The following is an 18,058-nucleotide window of genomic DNA, read 5'->3' as shown; positions in this document are numbered from 1 at the left end:
CCTGTTACCTGTCTTTTACTGCTGCCAGCTCATGTCCATGACGAACATGGCTTCATTGGCGGTCGGCTGCCAGTTCAGCTTTTTGGCGGCTCCGTAGAGCGCATAGGCCTGATAAAGGCCCATGCCCGGAACGTCGTCCTTCAGGACCTGGTAGGCCTGTTCGTAGAGTTTCAGACGCTCCTTCTGGTCGAGGATGACGCGCGCCTTGTCTACAGTTTCATCGAACTTCGGGTTGGAATACTTGGCCCAGATGCTGCCGGTGCGGAACAGCGGGAAGATCACGCCGTCCACATCCTGGCAGGCGCAGGACCAGGCGCCGAAGGCAAGCCCGCCGGCATTGGCGGGATCGCCCTGGCGGCGCTTCAGGAAGGTCGCCTGGTCGCTGGACGAGATCTCCACCTTGAGGCCGGCTTCGTTGACCATCTGTTGAATGGCTTCGACGGTGGCGCGGCTATAGGCGGGTGAGGTCAGGAATTCGACGGTCGCACCCTCCGCCCCGGCGGCCTTCACAAGCTCCTTCGCCTTGTCGAGGTTGTATTCGTAGCCCTTGATCTTGTCGGTGTAACCGAAGACGGGCTCGGCGCCGAGGACTTCGACCGGCTTGCCGTATCCTTCGAGCAGCGCCTCGACTAGCGCCTGGCGGTCGATCGCATAGGCGATTGCCTGGCGGACGCGGACGTCCTTGGTGACTCCGCCCTGGGCGTTGATGAAGAGATAGCCGATGCGCTCGGTCGGAACCGACAGGACCTGCGAATTGCTGTCGCTCTTGATGCTTTCGGCCTGATCCGGCGGCACGTCGCGGACGAGGTCGGCCTTGCCGGTCTTCAGATCGGCGATACGGGTCGAGACGTCCGGAACGGTGCGGAAGACCACCTTCTGGAACGGCGGCTTGGCGCGCCAGTAGCTAGAATAGGCCTCGAGCTCGGTCTGCACGCCCTTCTGCCACTTTGCCATCTTATAGGGGCCGGAGCCGAGGGGCTTCAGGTTGAATTCCTGGTCGCCGACCCTTTCGACATAGGCCTTCGGCACGATCGACAGTTTGACGAGCTGGGCGAGCAGCGCCGGATAGGGTGACTTGGTGGTCATCTTGACCACGGTCGGGCTCACCGCCTCGGCCTTGGTGATCTGGTCGAACTGCGAAAGCTGCGGGCTCTTCAGCTTCGGGTCGATGATGCGGTTGATCGAGAAGGCGACGTCTTCGGCGCTCAGCGTCGAGCCGTCCTGGAAGGTCACGTCGTCGCGGATCTGAAATTCGATCGTCTTGTCGTCGAGATATTTCCAGGACTTGGCGATCTGCGGGACGATCTCGCCCTTGACATCGCGCGTCAGCAGATTGTCGAAGATATTGCGGTAGATCGAATAACTGTCGGTGTTCCACTGCAGATGCGGATCGAGCGTGGCCGCATCATTCGGCAAGTCGATGGTCAGCGTATCCTTGGTTTGCGCAAGCGCAGTCGACGCGGTGAGCGCCAGTAGCATGGCGGCTATGGATGCGAATTTGGCAGACATTCCCTTACCCTCATTGTTGTTGCTGCTGTATTCAAGAACAGTTTACGCCGCCTTCGCGCCGGTCTTGAGCCCGGCCTCGTCGGCGCAATAGCGCGCCAGTTCCGCATGGGTGCAGAACCAGACGTCGCCCTTCGACCTGGCGAGCCGGATGATCTCCTCCAGAATAAAAATGCGTGATCGGTGCCCGATGTGATGCGGGTGCATGGTGAGCTGGAACAGCCCACCCTCTTCCCAGGCGACTTCGAGTTCGCGGGCGAAGATGTCGAAAACCATGGCGGGGCCGCCATAAGGTCGCGCGCCGGTCATCCGGTCCATCGCCACGTAAGGTGCGTCATCGCGGATCCACTCGACGGGGATCTCGACCACGCCGGTCGGTTCGCCGTCCTCCAGTAGTTCGTAGGGCTCCTCGTCGGCCATCAGCGACGAATCGTAGAGCAGACCCATCTCACGGGCGATCTTCAGCGTATAGGGACTGAAATCCCAGGACGCCGTGCGCATGCCGACCGGACGGATGCCGGACAGGCGTTCGAGCGTATCCGAGGCGCGCAGCGCCAGGTCGCGTTCGGTCACCTCGTCGAGACGGGAATTGAATTCGTGGATCCAGCTATGGATGCCGAGCTCGTGGCCGGATGAGACGACGGTCTTCACTTCGTCCGCATTGATCATCGCCGAGACCGCCGGCATGAAGAAGGAGGCCGGCAAGGAGTATCTCTCAAGAAGCCGCAGGATACGTGGCATACCGGCGCGAGCGCCGTATTGGCCGCGGCTCATCGTGCCGAAGGAGGTGCCGCCATTGCGCAGTTCCATCGTCTCGTGATCGGAATCGAAGGACAATGCGACTGCCATGCGTGCGCCGTTCTTCCATTTCGCCGGCTTGAGTGAACGCCCCGCGCGTACCTTCTGAACCTTCTGCTGCCAGACATTATCCGGCCAGGTCCAGGGTTCGGAGACATCATTTTGCTTATTCGGCGCATTCATGAGATCGTTCATCCTATCAGCGCGACATTCGAAAATGGGAGTGGCTGCTTTCTAGGCAAAATTGTTATGAGCCGATCCGATAACCATCAATGGGGGTTTCGTTCACATATATGAACTCCGAAATCAAAAGCGCCGCCCGGATTCTCGATCTCCTGGAATATATGGCTTCCCGCCGGGAGGCGGTTCCGCTGGCCCAGATCGTGCGCGATCTTTCTTTCCCGAAAAGCAGCGCGCACGGCCTCGTCCAGACGCTGGCTGCCCGCGGTCATGTGGTCCAGGACGATGCCGGCCGCTATATGCTAGTCGAGGCGAACCGGCATGGTTTTCCGTTCCGGCGCCATGAAGAGCCGCTGGTCGTGGTGGCAAAACCGTTCATGGAAAAGCTGCGCGACGAGTCCGGCGAGACCATCCTGCTGGCGACGATTAACGCCCATTGCGACATTAGGCGGCTGGCGAAATGCGTCAGCCGCCATCGAGTGCGTTACGACGTCAACCTCGACGCGGCAATCGCCGCCTATTGCACCGCGACAGGCCGTGTGCTGCTCGCCTTCACGCCGAAAGAGGCGCTGGAACACTATCTCTCCCGCGTCCAGCTCCTCTCCTATACCCGCTATACGGTGACCGATATCGAACGCATCCGCGAGATCCTGGTAAAGGTCCGTCGGGACGGCTATGCGCTGAACGACCAGGAATTCGTCACCGGCTCGACCGGCATTGCCGCGCCGATCTTCGACGGCAACGGCGCGGTCGTCGCGGCCCTCAATCTCGGGGTTCCGACCGTGCGTTACAACGAGCAGCGCGAGGGCTTTCTGCTGATGGTCCGCAGTGCAGCCGACGATATCAGCCGGGCACTTGGATACCGCCGATGAGGCTCATTCCTGACACGGGTGATGGAACCGATGCAGCTGCGGCATGATTTGGAAAGCTACACTCTTTCCTGCCGGCATTTTGGAACAATCTGCGTCGGCCTGCAATCTTGAAGCGGCTATATCCTTCCTGATGACACGTAGCCGGAGTTTTCAATTGGTCGCTCCTTGCTTTTGGCCCGCCGTGGGCAAGGGGCCGCCGGAAGAGCAGGCAGGTATCCGCGAAATACTCTATAACTGACGGGCGACCCAAGCGGCCGCTTGATCGGGCCGGCGTTGAAGTCCCGATCGCTGCAGAACCAACAATTCAAGGGAGCTGAAACATGAGCCTTCGTATCAACGACATAGCACCGGATTTCACCGCCGAGACCACCCAGGGCACGATCCATTTCCACGACTGGATCGGCGCCGGCTGGGCCGTGCTGTTTTCCCATCCGAAGAACTTCACGCCGGTCTGCACAACCGAGCTCGGCGCCATGGCCGGCCTTGAGGGCGAATTCAAAAAGCGCGGCGTCAAGATCATTGGCATCTCCGTCGATCCGGTCGAAAGCCACGGCAAGTGGAAGGACGACATTAAGACGGCGACCGGTTTCGACGTGGAATATCCGCTGATCGGCGACCGCGACCTCAAGGTCGCCAAGCTCTACGACATGCTGCCGGCCGCAGCCGGCGAAAGTTCGGAGGGCCGCACGCCTGCAGACAACGCGACGGTGCGCTCGGTCTACGTGATCGGCCCGGACAAGAAGATCAAGCTGATCCTCACCTATCCGATGACCACCGGCCGCAACTTCAACGAAATCCTGCGGGCGATCGACTCGATCCAGCTCACTGCCAAGCACCAAGTCGCGACGCCGGCCAACTGGAAGCAGGGTGAGGATGTGATCATCACCGCCGCCGTTTCCAACGAGGATGCGATCACCCGCTTCGGTTCGTTCGATACGGTCTTGCCCTATCTGCGCAAGACCAAGCAGCCCGCGGCCTGATATCGGCTCGTCTTGTTCGAACATAAAAGGCCGGCGGAGCGGATCGCTTCGCCGGCCTTTTTGGGTCTTCCGGATAACCGCACCGTGCCGGAAGGCCGGCCTCAATAGACGGGATACATGCCCCAGAAGAAGCTTTCCGAATGTTCGCGATCAGGATCGCGAAGTTCCTCACGATCCTTTTCGAACGTCTTGCGTTCATTGCTGTCCGCACCCGCCTTGGCCGGCGCGCGCCGGGCCAGCCCGAACAGATCAAATCCAAACAGGGATAAGCCACAAGCGATCATCGTCAGCCTCCAGTTGGTTGAGCCTAATACGTTCACACTTTCAGGCCCAATAGCGTTTCGGTCAATGTAGTCTATCAAAACACTATACTAATTCCTCGACACATTTGAAACTGTTATGTCCAAAATGTTGCAATCGGAGAAATAGCCATCCCTGCCCGCTTTCCGTAGCATTCCCTCAGGCAAAAAAGCGGTTGGCCGGCCGTGGCAGGCCGAGATGCTCGCGAAGCGTCGATCCCTCGTAGTCGGCACGGAAGATGCCGCGGCGCTGCAGTTCCGGAATGACCCTTTGCGTCACGTCGTCCAGACCCTGGGGCAAGTAAGGGAAAACGACTGTAAATCCGTCGCTTGCCTCTTCCGAAAGCCAAGCCTGCATCTCGTCGGCGATGGTTTGCGGCGTGCCGACGAAGGCGAGGCCGGAATAACCCCCGTAACGCTGGGCAAGCTGGCGCACCGTCAGTTTTTCCTGCTCGGCAAGTTTGAGGACCTGGGCGCGGCCGGACTTGCTGGCATTGGTTTCCGGAATGTCCGGCAACGGACCGTCCGGATCGAGGCCGGACGCATCGTGGCCGAGGGCGATCGACAGCGAAGCGATGGCGCTATCGTAATGCACCAGGCCGTCGAGCGCCGCCCGCTTCGCCTTGGCCTCTTCCACCGTATCGCCGACGACGATGAAGGCGGCCGGCAGGATCTTCAGATGGTCGCGGTTGCGTCCTGCGGCGACCAAACGGCCCTTGATGTCCGCATAGAGCGCCCTGGAGGCGGCGAGATCGCGCGGCGAACAGAAGACCAGTTCGGCGGTCTCGGCCGCCAGCTGGCGCCCGGGTTCCGACTGCCCCGCCTGCACGATCACTGGCCAGCCCTGTACCGGGCGGGCAATGTTGAGCGGCCCGCGTACGCTGAGTTCGTCACCCTTATGATCGAGCACGTGCATCTTTTCCGGATCGAAGAAAATGCCGCTCTGCTGATCGCGGATGAAGGCATCGTCCGCAAAACTGTCCCACAACCCGGTGACGACGTCATAGAACTCGCGCGCCCGCTTGTAGCGCTCGCCGTGCTCCACGTGCTCGTCGAGACCGAAATTGCGGGCGGAATCCGGATTGGACGTGGTGACGATGTTCCATGCGGCGCGGCCGTTGCTGATATGGTCGAGCGAGGCGAACCGGCGGGCCACATGATAGGGCTCGTCGAAGGTTGTCGAGGCGGTCGCCGCAAGGCCGATCTTCTCGGTGACCGCGGCAAGCGCCGACAGCAGCGTGAACGGCTCGAACGACGTCACCGTGTGACTGCGCTTCAGCGCTTCGACCGGCATGTTCAGCACCGCCAGGTGATCGGCCATGAAGAACGCGTCGAACTTGGCGGCCTCCAGCTTCTGTATGAAGGACTTGATATGCCGGAAATTGAAATTGGCATCCGCATAGGCGCCGGGATAACGCCAGGCACCGGTATGCAGGCTGACGGGGCGCATGAAGGCGGTAAGGTGTAGTGATCTTGCCATGGGACAACGCTCTGCTGAAAGGAGAAACGGGCTCGGTTGCTTAAACTAGGCATTCCTGTCCGGCGCGCTAAGGAAAGTTGTTGCGCTGATCCCGCCGCCCCGGAGAAATTCTCTCTCCTTCCGCTCAACTTGGCGTAACGACCCGTAAATCGCTCGGTGCGGCCGCCAAAAGAGAAAATTCACGTCGTTCGAGGCGCGCAATTGAAGCTTTATTCCTTCTCTCGGCCTCCGTGACGTGGCTCAATGACGGACTTGATCCGGGAGGCGCAAATGAGCAGGGTTTTCCATTTGGCAGGAAAGATCAGAGCAGTGGCTCCATATCTGGCGACAGAGGACCAGGCGATCGAGGTGGCGACGGGGCTTTCGGCGCGCATCGCCGAAGGTTCGAGTCTGCGCGACCGGGAGCGGCTTTTGCCGCATGACGAGATGGAACTGGTCGCCCGGTCGGGATTGCTCGGCATCACCGTGCCCGCCGAATATGGCGGCGCCGATATTTCCAACGCCTTCCTGGCGGAGGTGATCGCCATTCTGTCCGAGGCCGATGCATCGGTGGGGCAGATCCCGCAGAACCATTTTTCCATTCTCGAAGCCCTGCGCCTTTCCGGCAGCGAGGAGCAGAAGAAATATTTCTTCGCGCGGGCGCTGGCCGGAGAACATTTCGGCAATGCCCTTGCCGAGTCCGGAACCAAGGCGGCCGGCGACATCGAAACCCGGCTGGTGGCCGACGGGCTCGGCTATCGCATCACCGGCCGCAAATATTATTCGACCGGCGCGCTGTTTGCCGATTGGGTGGCGGTCTTCGGTCTCGATCCCGAGGGGCGCGTGGTGATGGCGATCGTCCCGCGCGACGCGGAAGGGCTGTCGATCGTCGACGACTGGGATGGGTTCGGTCAACGAACCACCGCAAGCGGCACCGTCGTGATCGATAACGTCTACGTTTCGCCGGATTCGGTCATCAGCTATTATCGGAGCTTCGAGCGGCATGCGCCGCTCGGATCGCTCGGCCAGATGCTGCACGCCGCCGTCGACCTTGGGATCGCGCGTGCCGCTTTTGCCGACATGATCGGCTTCGTGCGCAGCAAATCCCGGGGCATCCGCAATGTCGGCGTCGAGACCGCGAGCGCCGACCCTCTGACCATCGCGCGGACCGGTTCGATCGCCGTGAAACTGGAGGCGGCAAGCGCGGTTCTCGAGCGAGCCGGTCGCAAGGTCGATGTCGCCCAGATCAACCCGTCATCCGAGACGGCGATCGAGGCATCGCTCAGCGTCGCTGCCGCAAAGATCCTGACGACGGAAGCCGCGCTCGACGCGACCAACGGCCTGTTCGAACTTGCCGGAACTTCCGCGACCAAGGAAGACCTCAATCTCGACCGCCATTGGCGCAACGCCCGCACCCATACGGTCCATGATCCGGTGCGCTGGAAACATCACGCGATCGGCGATTTTCACCTGAACGGAAACGTGCCGCGGCCGAACGGACAGTTCTGAAACCCTGTCGCCGGGTGTGCATCAGCTTGCGGCCGCTGCACGCGATCTATTTGCTGCTTGTCTGGCTATTGCTGCTTGTCTGGGCGTCGTCGAGAAGGCCGCTCGAGCGCTTGGCAACCATCTGCTCCAGCGTCATGTTGTCGAGTACCGAGGCGATCGCATCGCGCACTTCCGTCATCGAGTGGCGGATCTGGCAATCTTCCGGATGGTCGCAATCGTCGCAAGGCTCGAACGCCGTCTTGCTGGCGCAGCGGATGGGGGCGAGCGGACCATCGAGGATGCGGACGGCCTGGCCGACATAGATTTGCGACGCGGGCTTGGACAGCGCATAACCACCGCCGGGTCCCTTTTTTGAGCGCAGCATGCCGCCCTTGCGCAGTTCCAGCAGGATCGCATCGAGGAATTTCTTGGAAATATTGTTCTGTTGGGCGATGTCGCTGACGAAGGCGGTCTTGCCGGGTTCAAGCTGCGCAAGGTGGACAAGCGCCTTGAGCCCGTATTTTCCCTTTTTCGTAAGCATCGAGGATCGAAATTCCGCCTAACTGGTGTCTTTCCCGGCGAGATCGCCGACGGTGTGACACCGATACAGGACCGGCGCCAAAGGTTCAACGTCGGTTTGCTCGTCTGCCCTATTCTGCCGAAAGATCGCGCAATGTCCGCGGCAGCCTGTTCATGCATTGGGCTCCCGTTTCGGTGATCAGGAACTGATCCTCGATCATCAGCGCGCCGATGCCCTGCCCGTAGAATGGCGTCTCCAGCGCCACCACCATGTTCGGCTGGATGATCTCCTGATTGCCGGCGGAGAAGAACGGCCATTCCTCGATCCCGACGCTGCCACCGACCGAATGGCCGAAATGGCCGCGATCATATTCTGCAAAGCCGTCCTTGCGCATCGAGGCGAGCATGGCCGCATGCACAGCGCCGAACGTATTGCCGGGACGAAGTTCATCGAGCCCGACTGCGAAAGCGTTTTCCAGTGCCTTGAAGATTTCGCGCGACAATGGCGATGCAAGGCCATGGGTGAAGGTGCGTGCGCCGTCCGAGGAATAGCCGTCGACCAGCGTTCCGACATCGGCCTTGATCAGCGCGCCCGGCGTCACGACCGCCGACATGTCCGAAAGATCGGCGCCGATCGAGATGAAGTCCCAGTGGCCGCTCAGCCGGAAGCCGCCTTCCGCCGCGGCCTCCTGGGCGCCCGCCTTCCAGGCGCAGGAGAGGTCGGTGAGCCGGGCGCCCGGTTTCACCGCCGCCGCCATGCGGGTGAGCCCGGCTTCCGCAGCCTTGGCGGCACGACGCAGCCGCTCGATCTCGCGCGGCGTCTTGACGGCCCGCAGGCGGCGCAGCACGTCCGAGCCATCAGTCCAGGTTACCGTCGGCAAAGCCAGTTTCAGGGCCTCGAAATCGGCGGCCGGGATGAATTCCAGGTCGGCGCCGATCCGTGCCCGATCAAGGCCACGCTCGTTCAGCAGATCGCCGAGCAGACCGAAACAGGCGGACCGATCGAACGTTTCCGGCCGGGGTCGGAAAGACCCGAGCCGGCGACAGGCCTCGTTGATCTGCTCGACGCTCTCGGCGCCCGTCAGATCGTGCATGTCGATCCAGACGCGATGGGTGCGCAGGTCTACGTCTGGCGCAGCCTTGCGGATCGAGCCGGCGGCGTGGTCGCTGGCGATCGCGGCGAGCTCCATGGAGGCATCGGCCGGCACCAACGCAATCGCCGCACCCGCCCTGCCCCACATGGTCGCGACACCGGCCGGCGCGCCCACCGCATACCGAAAGGCTCCGGGCTGGAATAATACCAGGGCGTCGAGCCCGGCTTGCCCCATCAGGCGCTCTGCGTGGCGGCGGTCGATATCACTCATCGTATTCTCCAGATCCGTATTTTCTCAAGGCCTTAGCCGGCCTCCGGCCAAATCGCCAGCGGTCGGAACAAAATTCCTGATTGCCGCCATGGCGGCGAAGAGCATTTCCCGCCCGTGCCAAAAATCACCCTCCGCCACCCTTCCGGCTGAAAGCGACTGAGATATTCTTCGCGCCGGTATACAATGGCTGAAAACGGCCGTCCTGATCCCTTTCCTGTTCCAAGGAGTTTTCGATGTCCGTTTCCCGCTTCGCCTCCGCCCCTGAAACGGCGCCCATGACGGTCGATCTTCTGCGCCGGCGTTATGGATCGGACCAGCCGGCCTCGACGGCGGAATGGAACACGGCGCTCGAGGCGATCCTTTCGCACCGCTCCGTTCGCACCTACCTGCCGAAACCGGTGCCTGAAAGCGTGCTGCAGCTGATCGTCGCGGCGGCCCAGTCGGCGCCGACCTCCTCCAGCCTGCAGGCTTGGAGCGTCGTCGCGGTCGAGGACCCCGAGCGGCGGAAAAAGCTTGCCGAACTCGCCTCGCCCAATCCGCAGATCATCTCCGCGCCGCTCTTCCTGGTCTGGATCGCCGATCTCTCGCGGTTGAGGAAAATCACCGCAAAACAGGGCAGGACCGGAGAAGGCCTCGACTATCTCGAAAGCTTCCTGCTGTCGACGATCGACGCGACGCTGGCCGCCCAGAATGCGCTGGTCGCGCTTGAATCGCTCGGTTTCGGCACCTGCTATATCGGTGGTATTCGCAACCATCCCGCCGAAGTGGGCGAACTGCTCGGCCTGCCGCCGGAGGCCTTCGCGGTGTTCGGCATGACGGTCGGATATCCGGACCCGGCGGTCGAGACGGAGGTCAAGCCGCGCCTGCCGCAATCGGTCGTGCTTCATCGCGAGCAATATCAGGCAGCGCCGCCGGAAGCGGACCTCTCCACTTACGATGACACGATGCGGTCCTTTCAGACCGGTCAGGGCATGGCGGTGCGCGGCTGGACCAGCGTCGTTGCAAGCCGCATTGCCGACGCACCGGCCTTGAAAGGCCGGCACGTGCTCCTCGATGTGGTGCGACGGATGGGTTTCAAAGTGAAATAGCGGGCGAGGCAGCCTCAATCCACGATCGGGACGATCTGGGCTGGATCGATCTGAAGCCAGGCCGGAGCCCCGACCTGGAAGACATCGGCCGGCGGCGCAGCGACGCGGAACTGCAGCCCACTGTCCTTCGGCTGGAAGACGTAGTCCCAGGTCTCGCCGAGGAATGCGGACTGCCGAACCAAGCCCTCCAGATTGATGGCCTTATCCCTGGGCGCCTCCGTCGCCGAAAGCTTCATCGCCTGCGGCCGGATCGAGACGGTGACCGGGCCGGCGCCCTTCACTTCCTCACCGATCAGGGCAAGCGGCACGCTGAATCCGGCAAAGTCGATCATCTGGTTGCCGCAATTGCCCGAGAGGAAATTGGTGCGGCCGATGAAGCTCGCCACGAATCGCGTCTTCGGCCGGCTGTAGAGCGCATAAGGCGTGTCGATCTGTTCGAGGCGACCATTGTTCATCACCGCAATGCGGTCGGAGGTCACCATCGCCTCGCCCTGGTCGTGGGTAACGTAGACCGAAGTGATCTTGAACTCGTCATGCATGCGCTTGATCTCGAAGCGCATTTCTTCGCGCAGGTTTGCGTCCAGATTGGAAAGCGGCTCGTCGAGTAGAAGCACGGCCGGGCGGATGACGACGGCGCGGGCGAGCGCCACACGCTGCTGCTGGCCGCCCGAGAGTTCGGCCGGATAGCGGTCGGCGAGATGGCTCATCCGCACGGTTTCCAGCACAGCGCCGACGCGTTTCCTGACCGCCTCGGAGGGCAATTTCCGCAGGTTGAGGCCGAAGGCGACGTTCTGCGAGACGGTCATGTTCGGCCAGATCGCATAGGACTGGAAGATCATCGACATGCCGCGCTTTTCCGGTGGCACGGAGCCGGAAGGCGCCGAGAGGATCTTGCCGTCGAGCTCGATCGAACCGGAGGTCGGGTCGATGAAGCCGGCGATCATCCGAAGCGTCGTCGTCTTGCCGCAGCCGGAAGGACCGAGCAGCGAAACGAATTCGCCGGGCTTGATATGCAGGTCGAAATCGAGAACCGCATCGACCGCACCGAAACGGCGACCGAGTTTCCTGAGGACAAGTCCGTCCATTAGCTTCTCCTCAACATGAAGTCGCGGCCGAGATATTTCATCCCGAGGGCGACGACTGCGACAATGATGATCAATAACAGAGAGCCCAGCGCCGCGAGCTTTTCGAGCTCGCCTTCCTCGCTGAGATCGAGCAGCACGACGGAAACCACGCGCGTGGTGGGACCGACCAGGAAGATCGCGGTCGAGAGTTCCTGTGCGGCCGGCACGAAGATCAGCAGCCATCCGCCGGCCAGCGTGCGCTTCAAGAGCGGTCCCACCACATGCCGGAGCGCCGTCACCCGCCCGCCGCCGAGAATGCGCACCGCTTCCTCCATTTCCGGATGAATGCTGCGCACGCCGGCCGAGCTGGTGGTGAAGGCGATCGGCAGGAAACGGGTGATGAAGGCGAGCGCCATGATCGTATAGGTGCCATAAAGCGCGATCGGCGGCAGGGCGTAAGCCGCATAAAAGCCGATGGCGAGCACGATGCCGGGCACGACATAGGGCGAGACCGCCAAGAAGGCGAGCAGGCCCGAGAACGGGATCAACCTGCGCTGGACGATATAGGCGATGAACAGCGCCAGCGTGATCGCGACCGTCGCCGCTACGATGCCGAGACCGATGCTGCCGACCAGCGCCTTTTGTGAACTCGAATGTTCAAAGAGCACATAGTGGAAATTGGCAAGTGTCAGGTTGCTGAACGAGAAGCCCGTGGTCCAGGAGTCGGAAAAGGCGGCGAGAAGCAGCACGAACAGCGGCATCAGCACCGAGAGCGCCACCACACAGAAGCAATAGGCAAACAGCACCCAGCGCCACCTGCCGAGCTTGACGATACGGCGCTCGCCGCCCTTGCCGCTGACCGACACGTAACCCTTGCGGCGCAGGATCAGCTTCTGCAGCCCGAGCATCGCGGCGGTGATCAGCAGCAGCGGGATCGAATAGGCGGCCGCCACCTGGATCCGCAGCGGGAAGGAGAAGAATTCCGTGAGCTGGATCACCACGACCGGATAGCGCGCCGGGATCGAGATCAGCGCCGGCACACCGTAGAGCGCGATTGCGCCGAGGAAGGAGAGAAGAGCTGCGCCGATGATTGCCGGCATGACCAGTGGGAACGTCACCTTCATCGCCGTCTTGAACGGCCCGGCGCCGAGGATGTTGGCGGCATCCTCCATCTCGGAATTGATCATCTCGAAGGCCGAGCTCACCAGCACGAAGACGAGGAAGAAGCCGCCGATCGCCGTGACGAGCACCAGTCCGCCGAAGGAGAAGATGTTGACCAGCGGCTCGGTCGAGCCTGAAAGGCTGTGCCAGACGCGGTTGATCCAGCCGGTATTGGGGCCGGCGAGCAGGATCCAGCCGACGCCGGCGAGATAGGGCGGCATGATGAAGGCGCCGAACACGCTGTAGCGCACGAAATTGCGGCCCGGCATGTCGGTGCGGGTGCAGGCCCAGGCAAGCGGCATCCCGAAGGCAAGTTTCAGCACCACGACCACGGCGCCCATCTTCAGCGTATTGGTGAGCGCGGTGATGTGCCGTTCCTTTCCATAGGCCTCGACATAGTTGTGCAGCGTCCAGCCGCCGGTCTTGGCGTCGGTGAAGCTGGAGACGACGAGCGTCCACATCGGCGCCACGATCAGCACGACCAGGATGCCGGCCAGGAATAGCCAGAGCAGATTGGCCGGCTGCAGCCGCTGGTGCCAGGGCACACGCACCTTCACCGGCTTTTCATCCGACCAGGTGGTGGCCGCGGGATGGGAAACACTCGTCATGATCGGCGCTCGCTTTGTCACTGGAGGCGTCGGAAACAGGTCACGCCGCCGGGCGTGATGGGCGGAGGTCGTCAGATGCCGGCCTCCCGTAGTGGTTCAGATCCCGAACGTGTCGCGGAACTTTTCCTGGACCTCGGGCAGCTTCTTGATGCCGTCGGCCGTCGCAATTGACTTCGTCTTGTAGCTGCTGAGCGGACGCATCCCCTCCGCCAGCGGCACGCCGGCCCGAAGCGGGTAACGGTAATCCTTGGCGAAGTATTCCGCGATCTCCGGCCCGAGCAGGAAGTTCTCGAACAGTCTTGCGGCATTCGGATGCGGTGCGTCTTTCAAAATGGCCGTTGCCGAAGGCGGCAGCAGCGCACCGTCGGTCGGATAGACGACACCGATCGGCACCTTTTTGAGGATCGAGTCCGACAGGATCAGCGGCAGCGGCGCCAGCGCCACCTTGCGTTCACCCGAGGCGACGAGGTTATGACCGTCGGCCACGGAGCGGCCGATCTGCGGCTTGTTCTTCTCGATATTCTTGAAGAAGTCCCAGCCGTAGAGATCGTTCATCAGCACCGTCCAGAGCCCGACGCTGCCGGAAAAGCTCGGATGGCCGATGGCGACCTGGCCCTTCCACTTCGGATCGGCAAGATCCGTCCAGTTCTTCGGCGCTTCCGCCTCGGTCACCAGTTTGGTGTTGTAGGCGATGACAAGAGGCGAGACGCCCGACGTGATCCAGTAATTTTCCTTGTCGGCGAGCGACCGAAGCTCTGGCACCATGTCCTTGAGGTTTTCCGGGGCGAACTGGGCAAGCGCGCCCTGTTCCTTCAACTGCGCCATCTGGCCGTCGTCATTGGTCGACATCAGGTCGCCTTGGACGGCCTTGGCTTGCAGCTCCTGCACGAGGCGCTGGAAGATGACCTGGCCGGAGGCGCGCACGACGTTGCACTCGACGCCGGCATATTTCTTCTTGAACAGGCCGCACATGCCGTCGGCGAACTCGGTGGTCGTCTGCGAGACGTACCAGGTCACCGAACCTTCCTTCTTGGCGGCGTCGTAGAGCTGCTTTTCGCTGGCCGTCATTTCAGCCGCGCCGGCAAGACCGGCCGCCAGCAAGAGTGCCGGAACCAGGCCGGCCACATAGGTAATGGCATGCTTCATGATCTTTCCTCCCTTTGATCCGGCTCGCGCCGGATATAAGCTCGACGCTCCCGAGCTTAAAAATTCATGCGTTGGTTCCGTCCCGCTCGATCCCGGTGGCGATGTTCCTCCATCATTCGCCGGGGATCAGCTGGCGTTCCACCGGGCGCATCAGCGCCAGGAAGTCGCTGAAATATTCGCCCTGGATGACGACGTGGTTGCGCATCGCATCACGGGCGCGGGCGTCGTCTCGGTCTCGGATCGCTGCAAGCACCTCCTCGTGCTCGGACAGCGAACTGTTGACGCGCCCGGGGACCCGCAGTTGCAGGCGCCGATAGGGCTTCAGCCGCCGCTGCAGCGCATGGGCGTTCTCGGCGAGGAACCCGTTGCCGCTCGCCTCGTAGATCAGCCGGTGGAATTCCGCATTGGCGTAATAATAATCGTCCGAATTGCCGGCCTGCTGGGCGGTGGCGCAGGCTGCCTGCGCCCCTTCTAGCAGTTTCAGCTGTTCCGGGCGGATGCGGCGGGCGGCAAGCCGGGCGCACATCGCCTCCAGTTCACCCATCACCTCGAACATTTCGACAAGCTCGGTGATCGTCAGCTGGGTGACGAAGGCGCCGCGATTGGGCACCATCTTGACGAGGCCCATGGTGCTGAGCTGGATCAGCGCCTCGCGCACCGGCGTGCGCGACACCTGATGGCGGGCAGCAAGCCCTGCCTCGTCAAGCCGGTCGCCGGGGGAATAGAAGCCGGTGACGATATCCTGCTCGATCGCGTCGCGAACACTCGGTTTGCCCTGCTTGCCTTTGAGCTGCACGTTCATGGGCCTATCCTGCCGACGTGGCTGCCGCAAAACGCGGCTCCGCCTGTTGGGTTTCGTCGTCCTGTTGTGCGAGATAGCGCACGGCGGAAATCGCGGCCGTCACGCCGTCGCCGGCGGAGGCTGCCAGATGCGCAACCGAGCGCGTACGGATGTCGCCGGCCGCGAAAATTCCCCGAACCGAGGTCTGCATGTCGAGATCGACAACGATCCGGCCATCCGCCGAGAGCGTGACCAGCTCGCCGAGGACTGCGGTATTGGGTTCGAGCCCGACATAAACGAAGACGCCGTGACAGGGGAGATCGCTGTCTGTGCCGGTCGACAGATCGCGGACGGTTATGGCGCTGACGCCGCCGTCACCGCGGATCGCCGTGACGATCGTGTTCGGCCTGACTTCGATATTGGAGGCTTCGCTGGCTTTCGCCTGCAAAGCGGCGCTGGCACGCAGGCGCGAGCCCCGATGAATGACCGTGATGCGGGCGGCATGCGGAACGAGCGCCAAAGCCTCGTCGAGCGCTGAGTCCCCGCCGCCGATGATGCAGACTTGCTTGCCGCGCATCAGCGGTCCGTCGCAGGAAGCGCAATGAGAAACGCCGCGGCCTTCGAATTCCGCCTCGCCCGGAATGCCGAGCGTGCGCTTGGCCGAGCCGGCGGCGATGATGACTGCGCCTGCCGTCAGATCGAGATCGGCGCCGGCGATGCGGAAGCCGGTATCCGTCTTCGAAACTGTCTCGATCATATCAAGCGCGAATTCGACGCCTGCCTCGTCTGCTTGGATCTGCAGCATCGGGCCGAGTTCGAAACCGGACATGCCTTCGGCAGGCCCCGGAAAATTGTCGATGCGATCGACATTGATCACCTGGCCGCCGGCGCCGAGCATGTCGACGATCATCGTGCGCGCACCGTGGCGGGCAGCGGCGATGGCGGCATTGAGCCCCGCCACGCCTGCGCCGATCACCACGATGTCATAGTCGTTGGCCCTCATCGTCAGCGCCAATCGTCGACGGAAACGGTCGTGCGGTAATGCGCGCCGTAAATCTGCCAGTAGCCGTTGGACTCGCCGCCGACGACCACGACATTGATGTCCTGCGGGCGGAAGATATGGACGAGTTCGTCCTTTCCGGCTTTCAGCTTGCCCGCCATCGGCTCCTCGCCGAAGGTGGCGCGCGGATAGATATAATTCTGGACGAGTTGCAGATCCCAATAACGGCCGGCCGGCATCTGGGCCGTCTCGTAGATGAAGTCGAGCAGGTCCTGCTTGTTTACGAAGCCGCCACGATCGATGAACTGCCGGGCGCAGATCGGGTCGAGCACGAGGGTCGGCGCGGTGATCGCATCGGTGCCGAGCAGCATGTCGCGCACGTGCTCGCGCCAATATTCCTTGCGCAGGCCGAGGCTGAACGTCGTGGAACGGCAGCCGTGGAAGAGGCTGACAGTGCTCGTCCTGGCGTCGAAGCCCTTCTGCACATGCAGCGGCTCCCACGGACTGCGCTCCTCGTTTTCCGCGAAGGTGAGGTTGTTGTAGGTATAGTTGTTGCCAAGCGACCCCATGAAGGTTTCGCCGACGACCGAGCCGCCCTGCAGGTTCTGCGACAGGAGCCCAAAGGCGCGACCGATCGTGGCATTGGCATGGCTATAGGGGCCGAGCGCGCCGACACCGCAATTCATGCCGATCTCGTTGCGAACAGGCCCGTTGACGACGGCCATCGCCGCCGCCGAAGAAGAGGTCGATCCGCGCGCGGAGACCTGGGCCGCCGCCAGCGCCAGGATGACCGGGAAATATTCGGGAGAGGCGCCCGCCATGACGGCGTTCACGGCGACCTTCTCGACCGTGTATTCCCATAAGCCGCGGTTGGTGGTCGGCTGCATGTGGCCGACCACCTCGTCCGGCTTTAGACTTGTACCGGCAAGCATGTCCGCGACGCGGGCGTCGGTCGGCAGGATGATCGGCAGTTTGTCAGTCCAGTTTTTACGCAGGAATGCTGCGTGGAGATTATCTTCCGTATCTGGCTCAATCAGGCGCGGCGTGCTGCGCTCGAACTGCGTATCCTCGGCACCCGCCGAAAGGCCGACGGTCAGGGCCTCGATGATTTCCTTCATCACCGGCTTGCCGCTGATCGGATCGATGCCTTCCACATAGGCGCGCAGCTCTTCCGGCGTCTTGCCCATCACCGGCTGCGGCACGAAGACCAGCGGCTGCTGCGAAAGCCCGCCCATCTTGGCCACCGAGCGAACGACCTTGTCGAATTTTTCGGTATGGATCGCCGCGGTCGGCACGCCGTATTTGGTTTCGAGCGTGATCGCATGAGTAGTGACGGCCGGTGCGCAGGTGCTGCAATGGCCAACCCCGATGATCGCGGCATGGCCGTTCGCCTTGATCTCTTCCCAGAGCTGCGGGTCATCCTTGGAATAGGTGTTCGCCATCTGGCGGATCCGTACGTCCACGGACGGCATGTTGCGCGCAAACCAGGCCTCGACCTCCTTCAGGAGTTCGACGGAATCGTCAAAGCGGCTGTCGACGAGATAAACGACCTTGCCGTCGAGGCTGGCGGGCCGCTCGGCCGGCTGCTTGCGGCTGACCTTCGGCGGATAACCCATCGGATTGTGGACGGTGACAAGCGGCTGAGCGCTGTCCGGCTTTCCCTGTTGCAACATCCCACTTCCTCCCGAAATGTTCCGTGCTCGTATGCAATCATAGTCCACGCGTATACATGAGCCGTCAAGTCC

Annotated in this window: 16 protein-coding genes; 4 read left to right on the top strand and 12 right to left on the bottom strand. The window is 62.3% G+C overall.

The window, feature by feature from the left end; translation table 11 throughout:
- Positions 1 to 15 precede the first annotated feature (15 nt).
- Positions 16 to 1,509, bottom strand: coding sequence for an ABC transporter substrate-binding protein (locus C5L10_RS18600; RefSeq protein ID WP_105430882.1), 1,494 nt, complete (start codon positions 1,507 to 1,509; stop codon positions 16 to 18).
- Positions 1,510 to 1,551: 42 nt separating this feature from the next.
- Positions 1,552 to 2,487 (bottom strand): polysaccharide deacetylase, encoded by a 936-nt coding sequence (locus C5L10_RS18595; RefSeq protein ID WP_105430881.1) that lies wholly within the window; start codon positions 2,485 to 2,487, stop codon positions 1,552 to 1,554.
- Positions 2,488 to 2,597: 110 nt separating this feature from the next.
- On the opposite strand from C5L10_RS18595, the gene C5L10_RS18590 reads away from it, so the two are divergent.
- On the top strand, positions 2,598 to 3,356 hold the full coding sequence (locus tag C5L10_RS18590; protein ID WP_245448038.1) for an IclR family transcriptional regulator: 759 nt from the start codon (positions 2,598 to 2,600) through the stop codon (positions 3,354 to 3,356).
- A 320-nt stretch (positions 3,357 to 3,676) separates the two neighbouring features.
- A complete protein-coding gene (locus C5L10_RS18585; RefSeq protein ID WP_105430879.1) occupies positions 3,677 to 4,336 on the top strand; it encodes a peroxiredoxin in 660 nt (219 codons plus the stop codon).
- A 101-nt stretch (positions 4,337 to 4,437) separates the two neighbouring features.
- Here the strand turns inward: C5L10_RS18585 and C5L10_RS18580 are convergent, their stop codons facing one another.
- Both C5L10_RS18580 and C5L10_RS18575 read right to left on the bottom strand, forming a co-directional pair.
- Entirely contained in the window at positions 4,438 to 4,698 is a 261-nt protein-coding gene (locus tag C5L10_RS18580; RefSeq protein WP_172717073.1) for a hypothetical protein, read from the bottom strand.
- A gap of 97 nt (positions 4,699 to 4,795) precedes the next feature.
- The gene (locus C5L10_RS18575; RefSeq protein WP_105430877.1) at positions 4,796 to 6,115 is read right to left on the bottom strand and encodes an LLM class flavin-dependent oxidoreductase; all 1,320 of its coding nucleotides are present in this window, start codon (positions 6,113 to 6,115) and stop codon (positions 4,796 to 4,798) included.
- A gap of 270 nt (positions 6,116 to 6,385) precedes the next feature.
- Between C5L10_RS18575 and C5L10_RS18570 the strand changes: the two genes are divergently transcribed.
- Entirely contained in the window at positions 6,386 to 7,603 is a 1,218-nt protein-coding gene (locus C5L10_RS18570) for an SfnB family sulfur acquisition oxidoreductase (RefSeq protein WP_105430876.1), read from the top strand.
- A 46-nt stretch (positions 7,604 to 7,649) separates the two neighbouring features.
- Here C5L10_RS18570 and C5L10_RS18565 read toward each other — a convergent pair whose 3' ends face one another.
- Together C5L10_RS18565 and C5L10_RS18560 are read right to left on the bottom strand one after the other, a co-directional pair.
- Entirely contained in the window at positions 7,650 to 8,123 is a 474-nt protein-coding gene (locus C5L10_RS18565) for an Rrf2 family transcriptional regulator (RefSeq protein WP_105430875.1), read from the bottom strand.
- 109 nt (positions 8,124 to 8,232) lie between these two features.
- The gene (locus C5L10_RS18560; protein WP_105430874.1) at positions 8,233 to 9,465 is read right to left on the bottom strand and encodes a Xaa-Pro peptidase family protein; all 1,233 of its coding nucleotides are present in this window, start codon (positions 9,463 to 9,465) and stop codon (positions 8,233 to 8,235) included.
- Positions 9,466 to 9,698: 233 nt separating this feature from the next.
- On the opposite strand from C5L10_RS18560, the gene C5L10_RS18555 reads away from it, so the two are divergent.
- The gene (locus tag C5L10_RS18555) at positions 9,699 to 10,553 is read left to right on the top strand and encodes an NADPH-dependent oxidoreductase (RefSeq protein ID WP_105430873.1); all 855 of its coding nucleotides are present in this window, start codon (positions 9,699 to 9,701) and stop codon (positions 10,551 to 10,553) included.
- Between the two features lie 14 nt (positions 10,554 to 10,567).
- Here the strand turns inward: C5L10_RS18555 and C5L10_RS18550 are convergent, their stop codons facing one another.
- The 6 genes from C5L10_RS18550 to C5L10_RS18525 form a co-directional block, all read right to left on the bottom strand.
- Positions 10,568 to 11,638 carry an ABC transporter ATP-binding protein gene (locus tag C5L10_RS18550; RefSeq protein WP_105430872.1) on the bottom strand — a complete coding sequence of 357 codons (1,071 nt, stop codon included), beginning with the start codon at positions 11,636 to 11,638 and terminating at the stop codon, positions 10,568 to 10,570.
- On the bottom strand, positions 11,638 to 13,386 hold the full coding sequence (locus C5L10_RS18545; protein ID WP_105430871.1) for an iron ABC transporter permease: 1,749 nt from the start codon (positions 13,384 to 13,386) through the stop codon (positions 11,638 to 11,640). Before C5L10_RS18545 ends, C5L10_RS18550 begins: the two co-directional genes overlap by 1 nt.
- A gap of 96 nt (positions 13,387 to 13,482) precedes the next feature.
- Positions 13,483 to 14,532 (bottom strand): ABC transporter substrate-binding protein, encoded by a 1,050-nt coding sequence (locus tag C5L10_RS18540; protein WP_105430870.1) that lies wholly within the window; start codon positions 14,530 to 14,532, stop codon positions 13,483 to 13,485.
- A gap of 112 nt (positions 14,533 to 14,644) precedes the next feature.
- The gene (locus C5L10_RS18535) at positions 14,645 to 15,334 is read right to left on the bottom strand and encodes a GntR family transcriptional regulator (protein ID WP_105430869.1); all 690 of its coding nucleotides are present in this window, start codon (positions 15,332 to 15,334) and stop codon (positions 14,645 to 14,647) included.
- A gap of 4 nt (positions 15,335 to 15,338) precedes the next feature.
- Positions 15,339 to 16,316: an NAD(P)/FAD-dependent oxidoreductase gene (locus C5L10_RS18530; protein WP_105430868.1), complete on the bottom strand. Its 978-nt coding sequence runs from the start codon at positions 16,314 to 16,316 to the stop codon at positions 15,339 to 15,341.
- 2 nt (positions 16,317 to 16,318) lie between these two features.
- Positions 16,319 to 17,986, bottom strand: coding sequence for a hypothetical protein (locus tag C5L10_RS18525; protein ID WP_105430867.1), 1,668 nt, complete (start codon positions 17,984 to 17,986; stop codon positions 16,319 to 16,321).
- Positions 17,987 to 18,058: the final 72 nt, after the last annotated feature.

It is taken from the genome of Neorhizobium sp. T6_25 (assembly GCF_002968555.1).
In the GTDB taxonomy this organism is placed as follows: Bacteria; Pseudomonadota; Alphaproteobacteria; order Rhizobiales; family Rhizobiaceae; genus Neorhizobium.
Note: the sequence above shows the minus strand (reverse complement) of the source record. Positions and strands in the feature narration are given on the sequence as shown.

Bases quoted from the DNA above. Each gene is read 5' to 3' on its own strand.
- C5L10_RS18600 (WP_105430882.1), bottom strand. From the start codon at position 1,509: ATGTCTGCCAAATTCGCATCCATAGCCGCCATGCTACTGGCGCTCACC.
- C5L10_RS18595 (WP_105430881.1), bottom strand. From the start codon at position 2,487: ATGAATGCGCCGAATAAGCAAAATGATGTCTCCGAACCCTGGACCTGG.
- C5L10_RS18590 (WP_245448038.1), top strand. From the start codon at position 2,598: ATGAACTCCGAAATCAAAAGCGCCGCCCGGATTCTCGATCTCCTGGAA.
- C5L10_RS18585 (WP_105430879.1), top strand. From the start codon at position 3,677: ATGAGCCTTCGTATCAACGACATAGCACCGGATTTCACCGCCGAGACC.
- C5L10_RS18575 (WP_105430877.1), bottom strand. From the start codon at position 6,115: ATGGCAAGATCACTACACCTTACCGCCTTCATGCGCCCCGTCAGCCTG.
- C5L10_RS18570 (WP_105430876.1), top strand. From the start codon at position 6,386: ATGAGCAGGGTTTTCCATTTGGCAGGAAAGATCAGAGCAGTGGCTCCA.
- C5L10_RS18565 (WP_105430875.1), bottom strand. From the start codon at position 8,123: ATGCTTACGAAAAAGGGAAAATACGGGCTCAAGGCGCTTGTCCACCTT.
- C5L10_RS18560 (WP_105430874.1), bottom strand. From the start codon at position 9,465: ATGAGTGATATCGACCGCCGCCACGCAGAGCGCCTGATGGGGCAAGCC.
- C5L10_RS18555 (WP_105430873.1), top strand. From the start codon at position 9,699: ATGTCCGTTTCCCGCTTCGCCTCCGCCCCTGAAACGGCGCCCATGACG.
- C5L10_RS18550 (WP_105430872.1), bottom strand. From the start codon at position 11,638: ATGGACGGACTTGTCCTCAGGAAACTCGGTCGCCGTTTCGGTGCGGTC.
- C5L10_RS18545 (WP_105430871.1), bottom strand. From the start codon at position 13,386: ATGACGAGTGTTTCCCATCCCGCGGCCACCACCTGGTCGGATGAAAAG.
- C5L10_RS18540 (WP_105430870.1), bottom strand. From the start codon at position 14,532: ATGAAGCATGCCATTACCTATGTGGCCGGCCTGGTTCCGGCACTCTTG.
- C5L10_RS18535 (WP_105430869.1), bottom strand. From the start codon at position 15,334: ATGAACGTGCAGCTCAAAGGCAAGCAGGGCAAACCGAGTGTTCGCGAC.
- C5L10_RS18530 (WP_105430868.1), bottom strand. From the start codon at position 16,316: ATGAGGGCCAACGACTATGACATCGTGGTGATCGGCGCAGGCGTGGCG.
- C5L10_RS18525 (WP_105430867.1), bottom strand. From the start codon at position 17,986: ATGTTGCAACAGGGAAAGCCGGACAGCGCTCAGCCGCTTGTCACCGTC.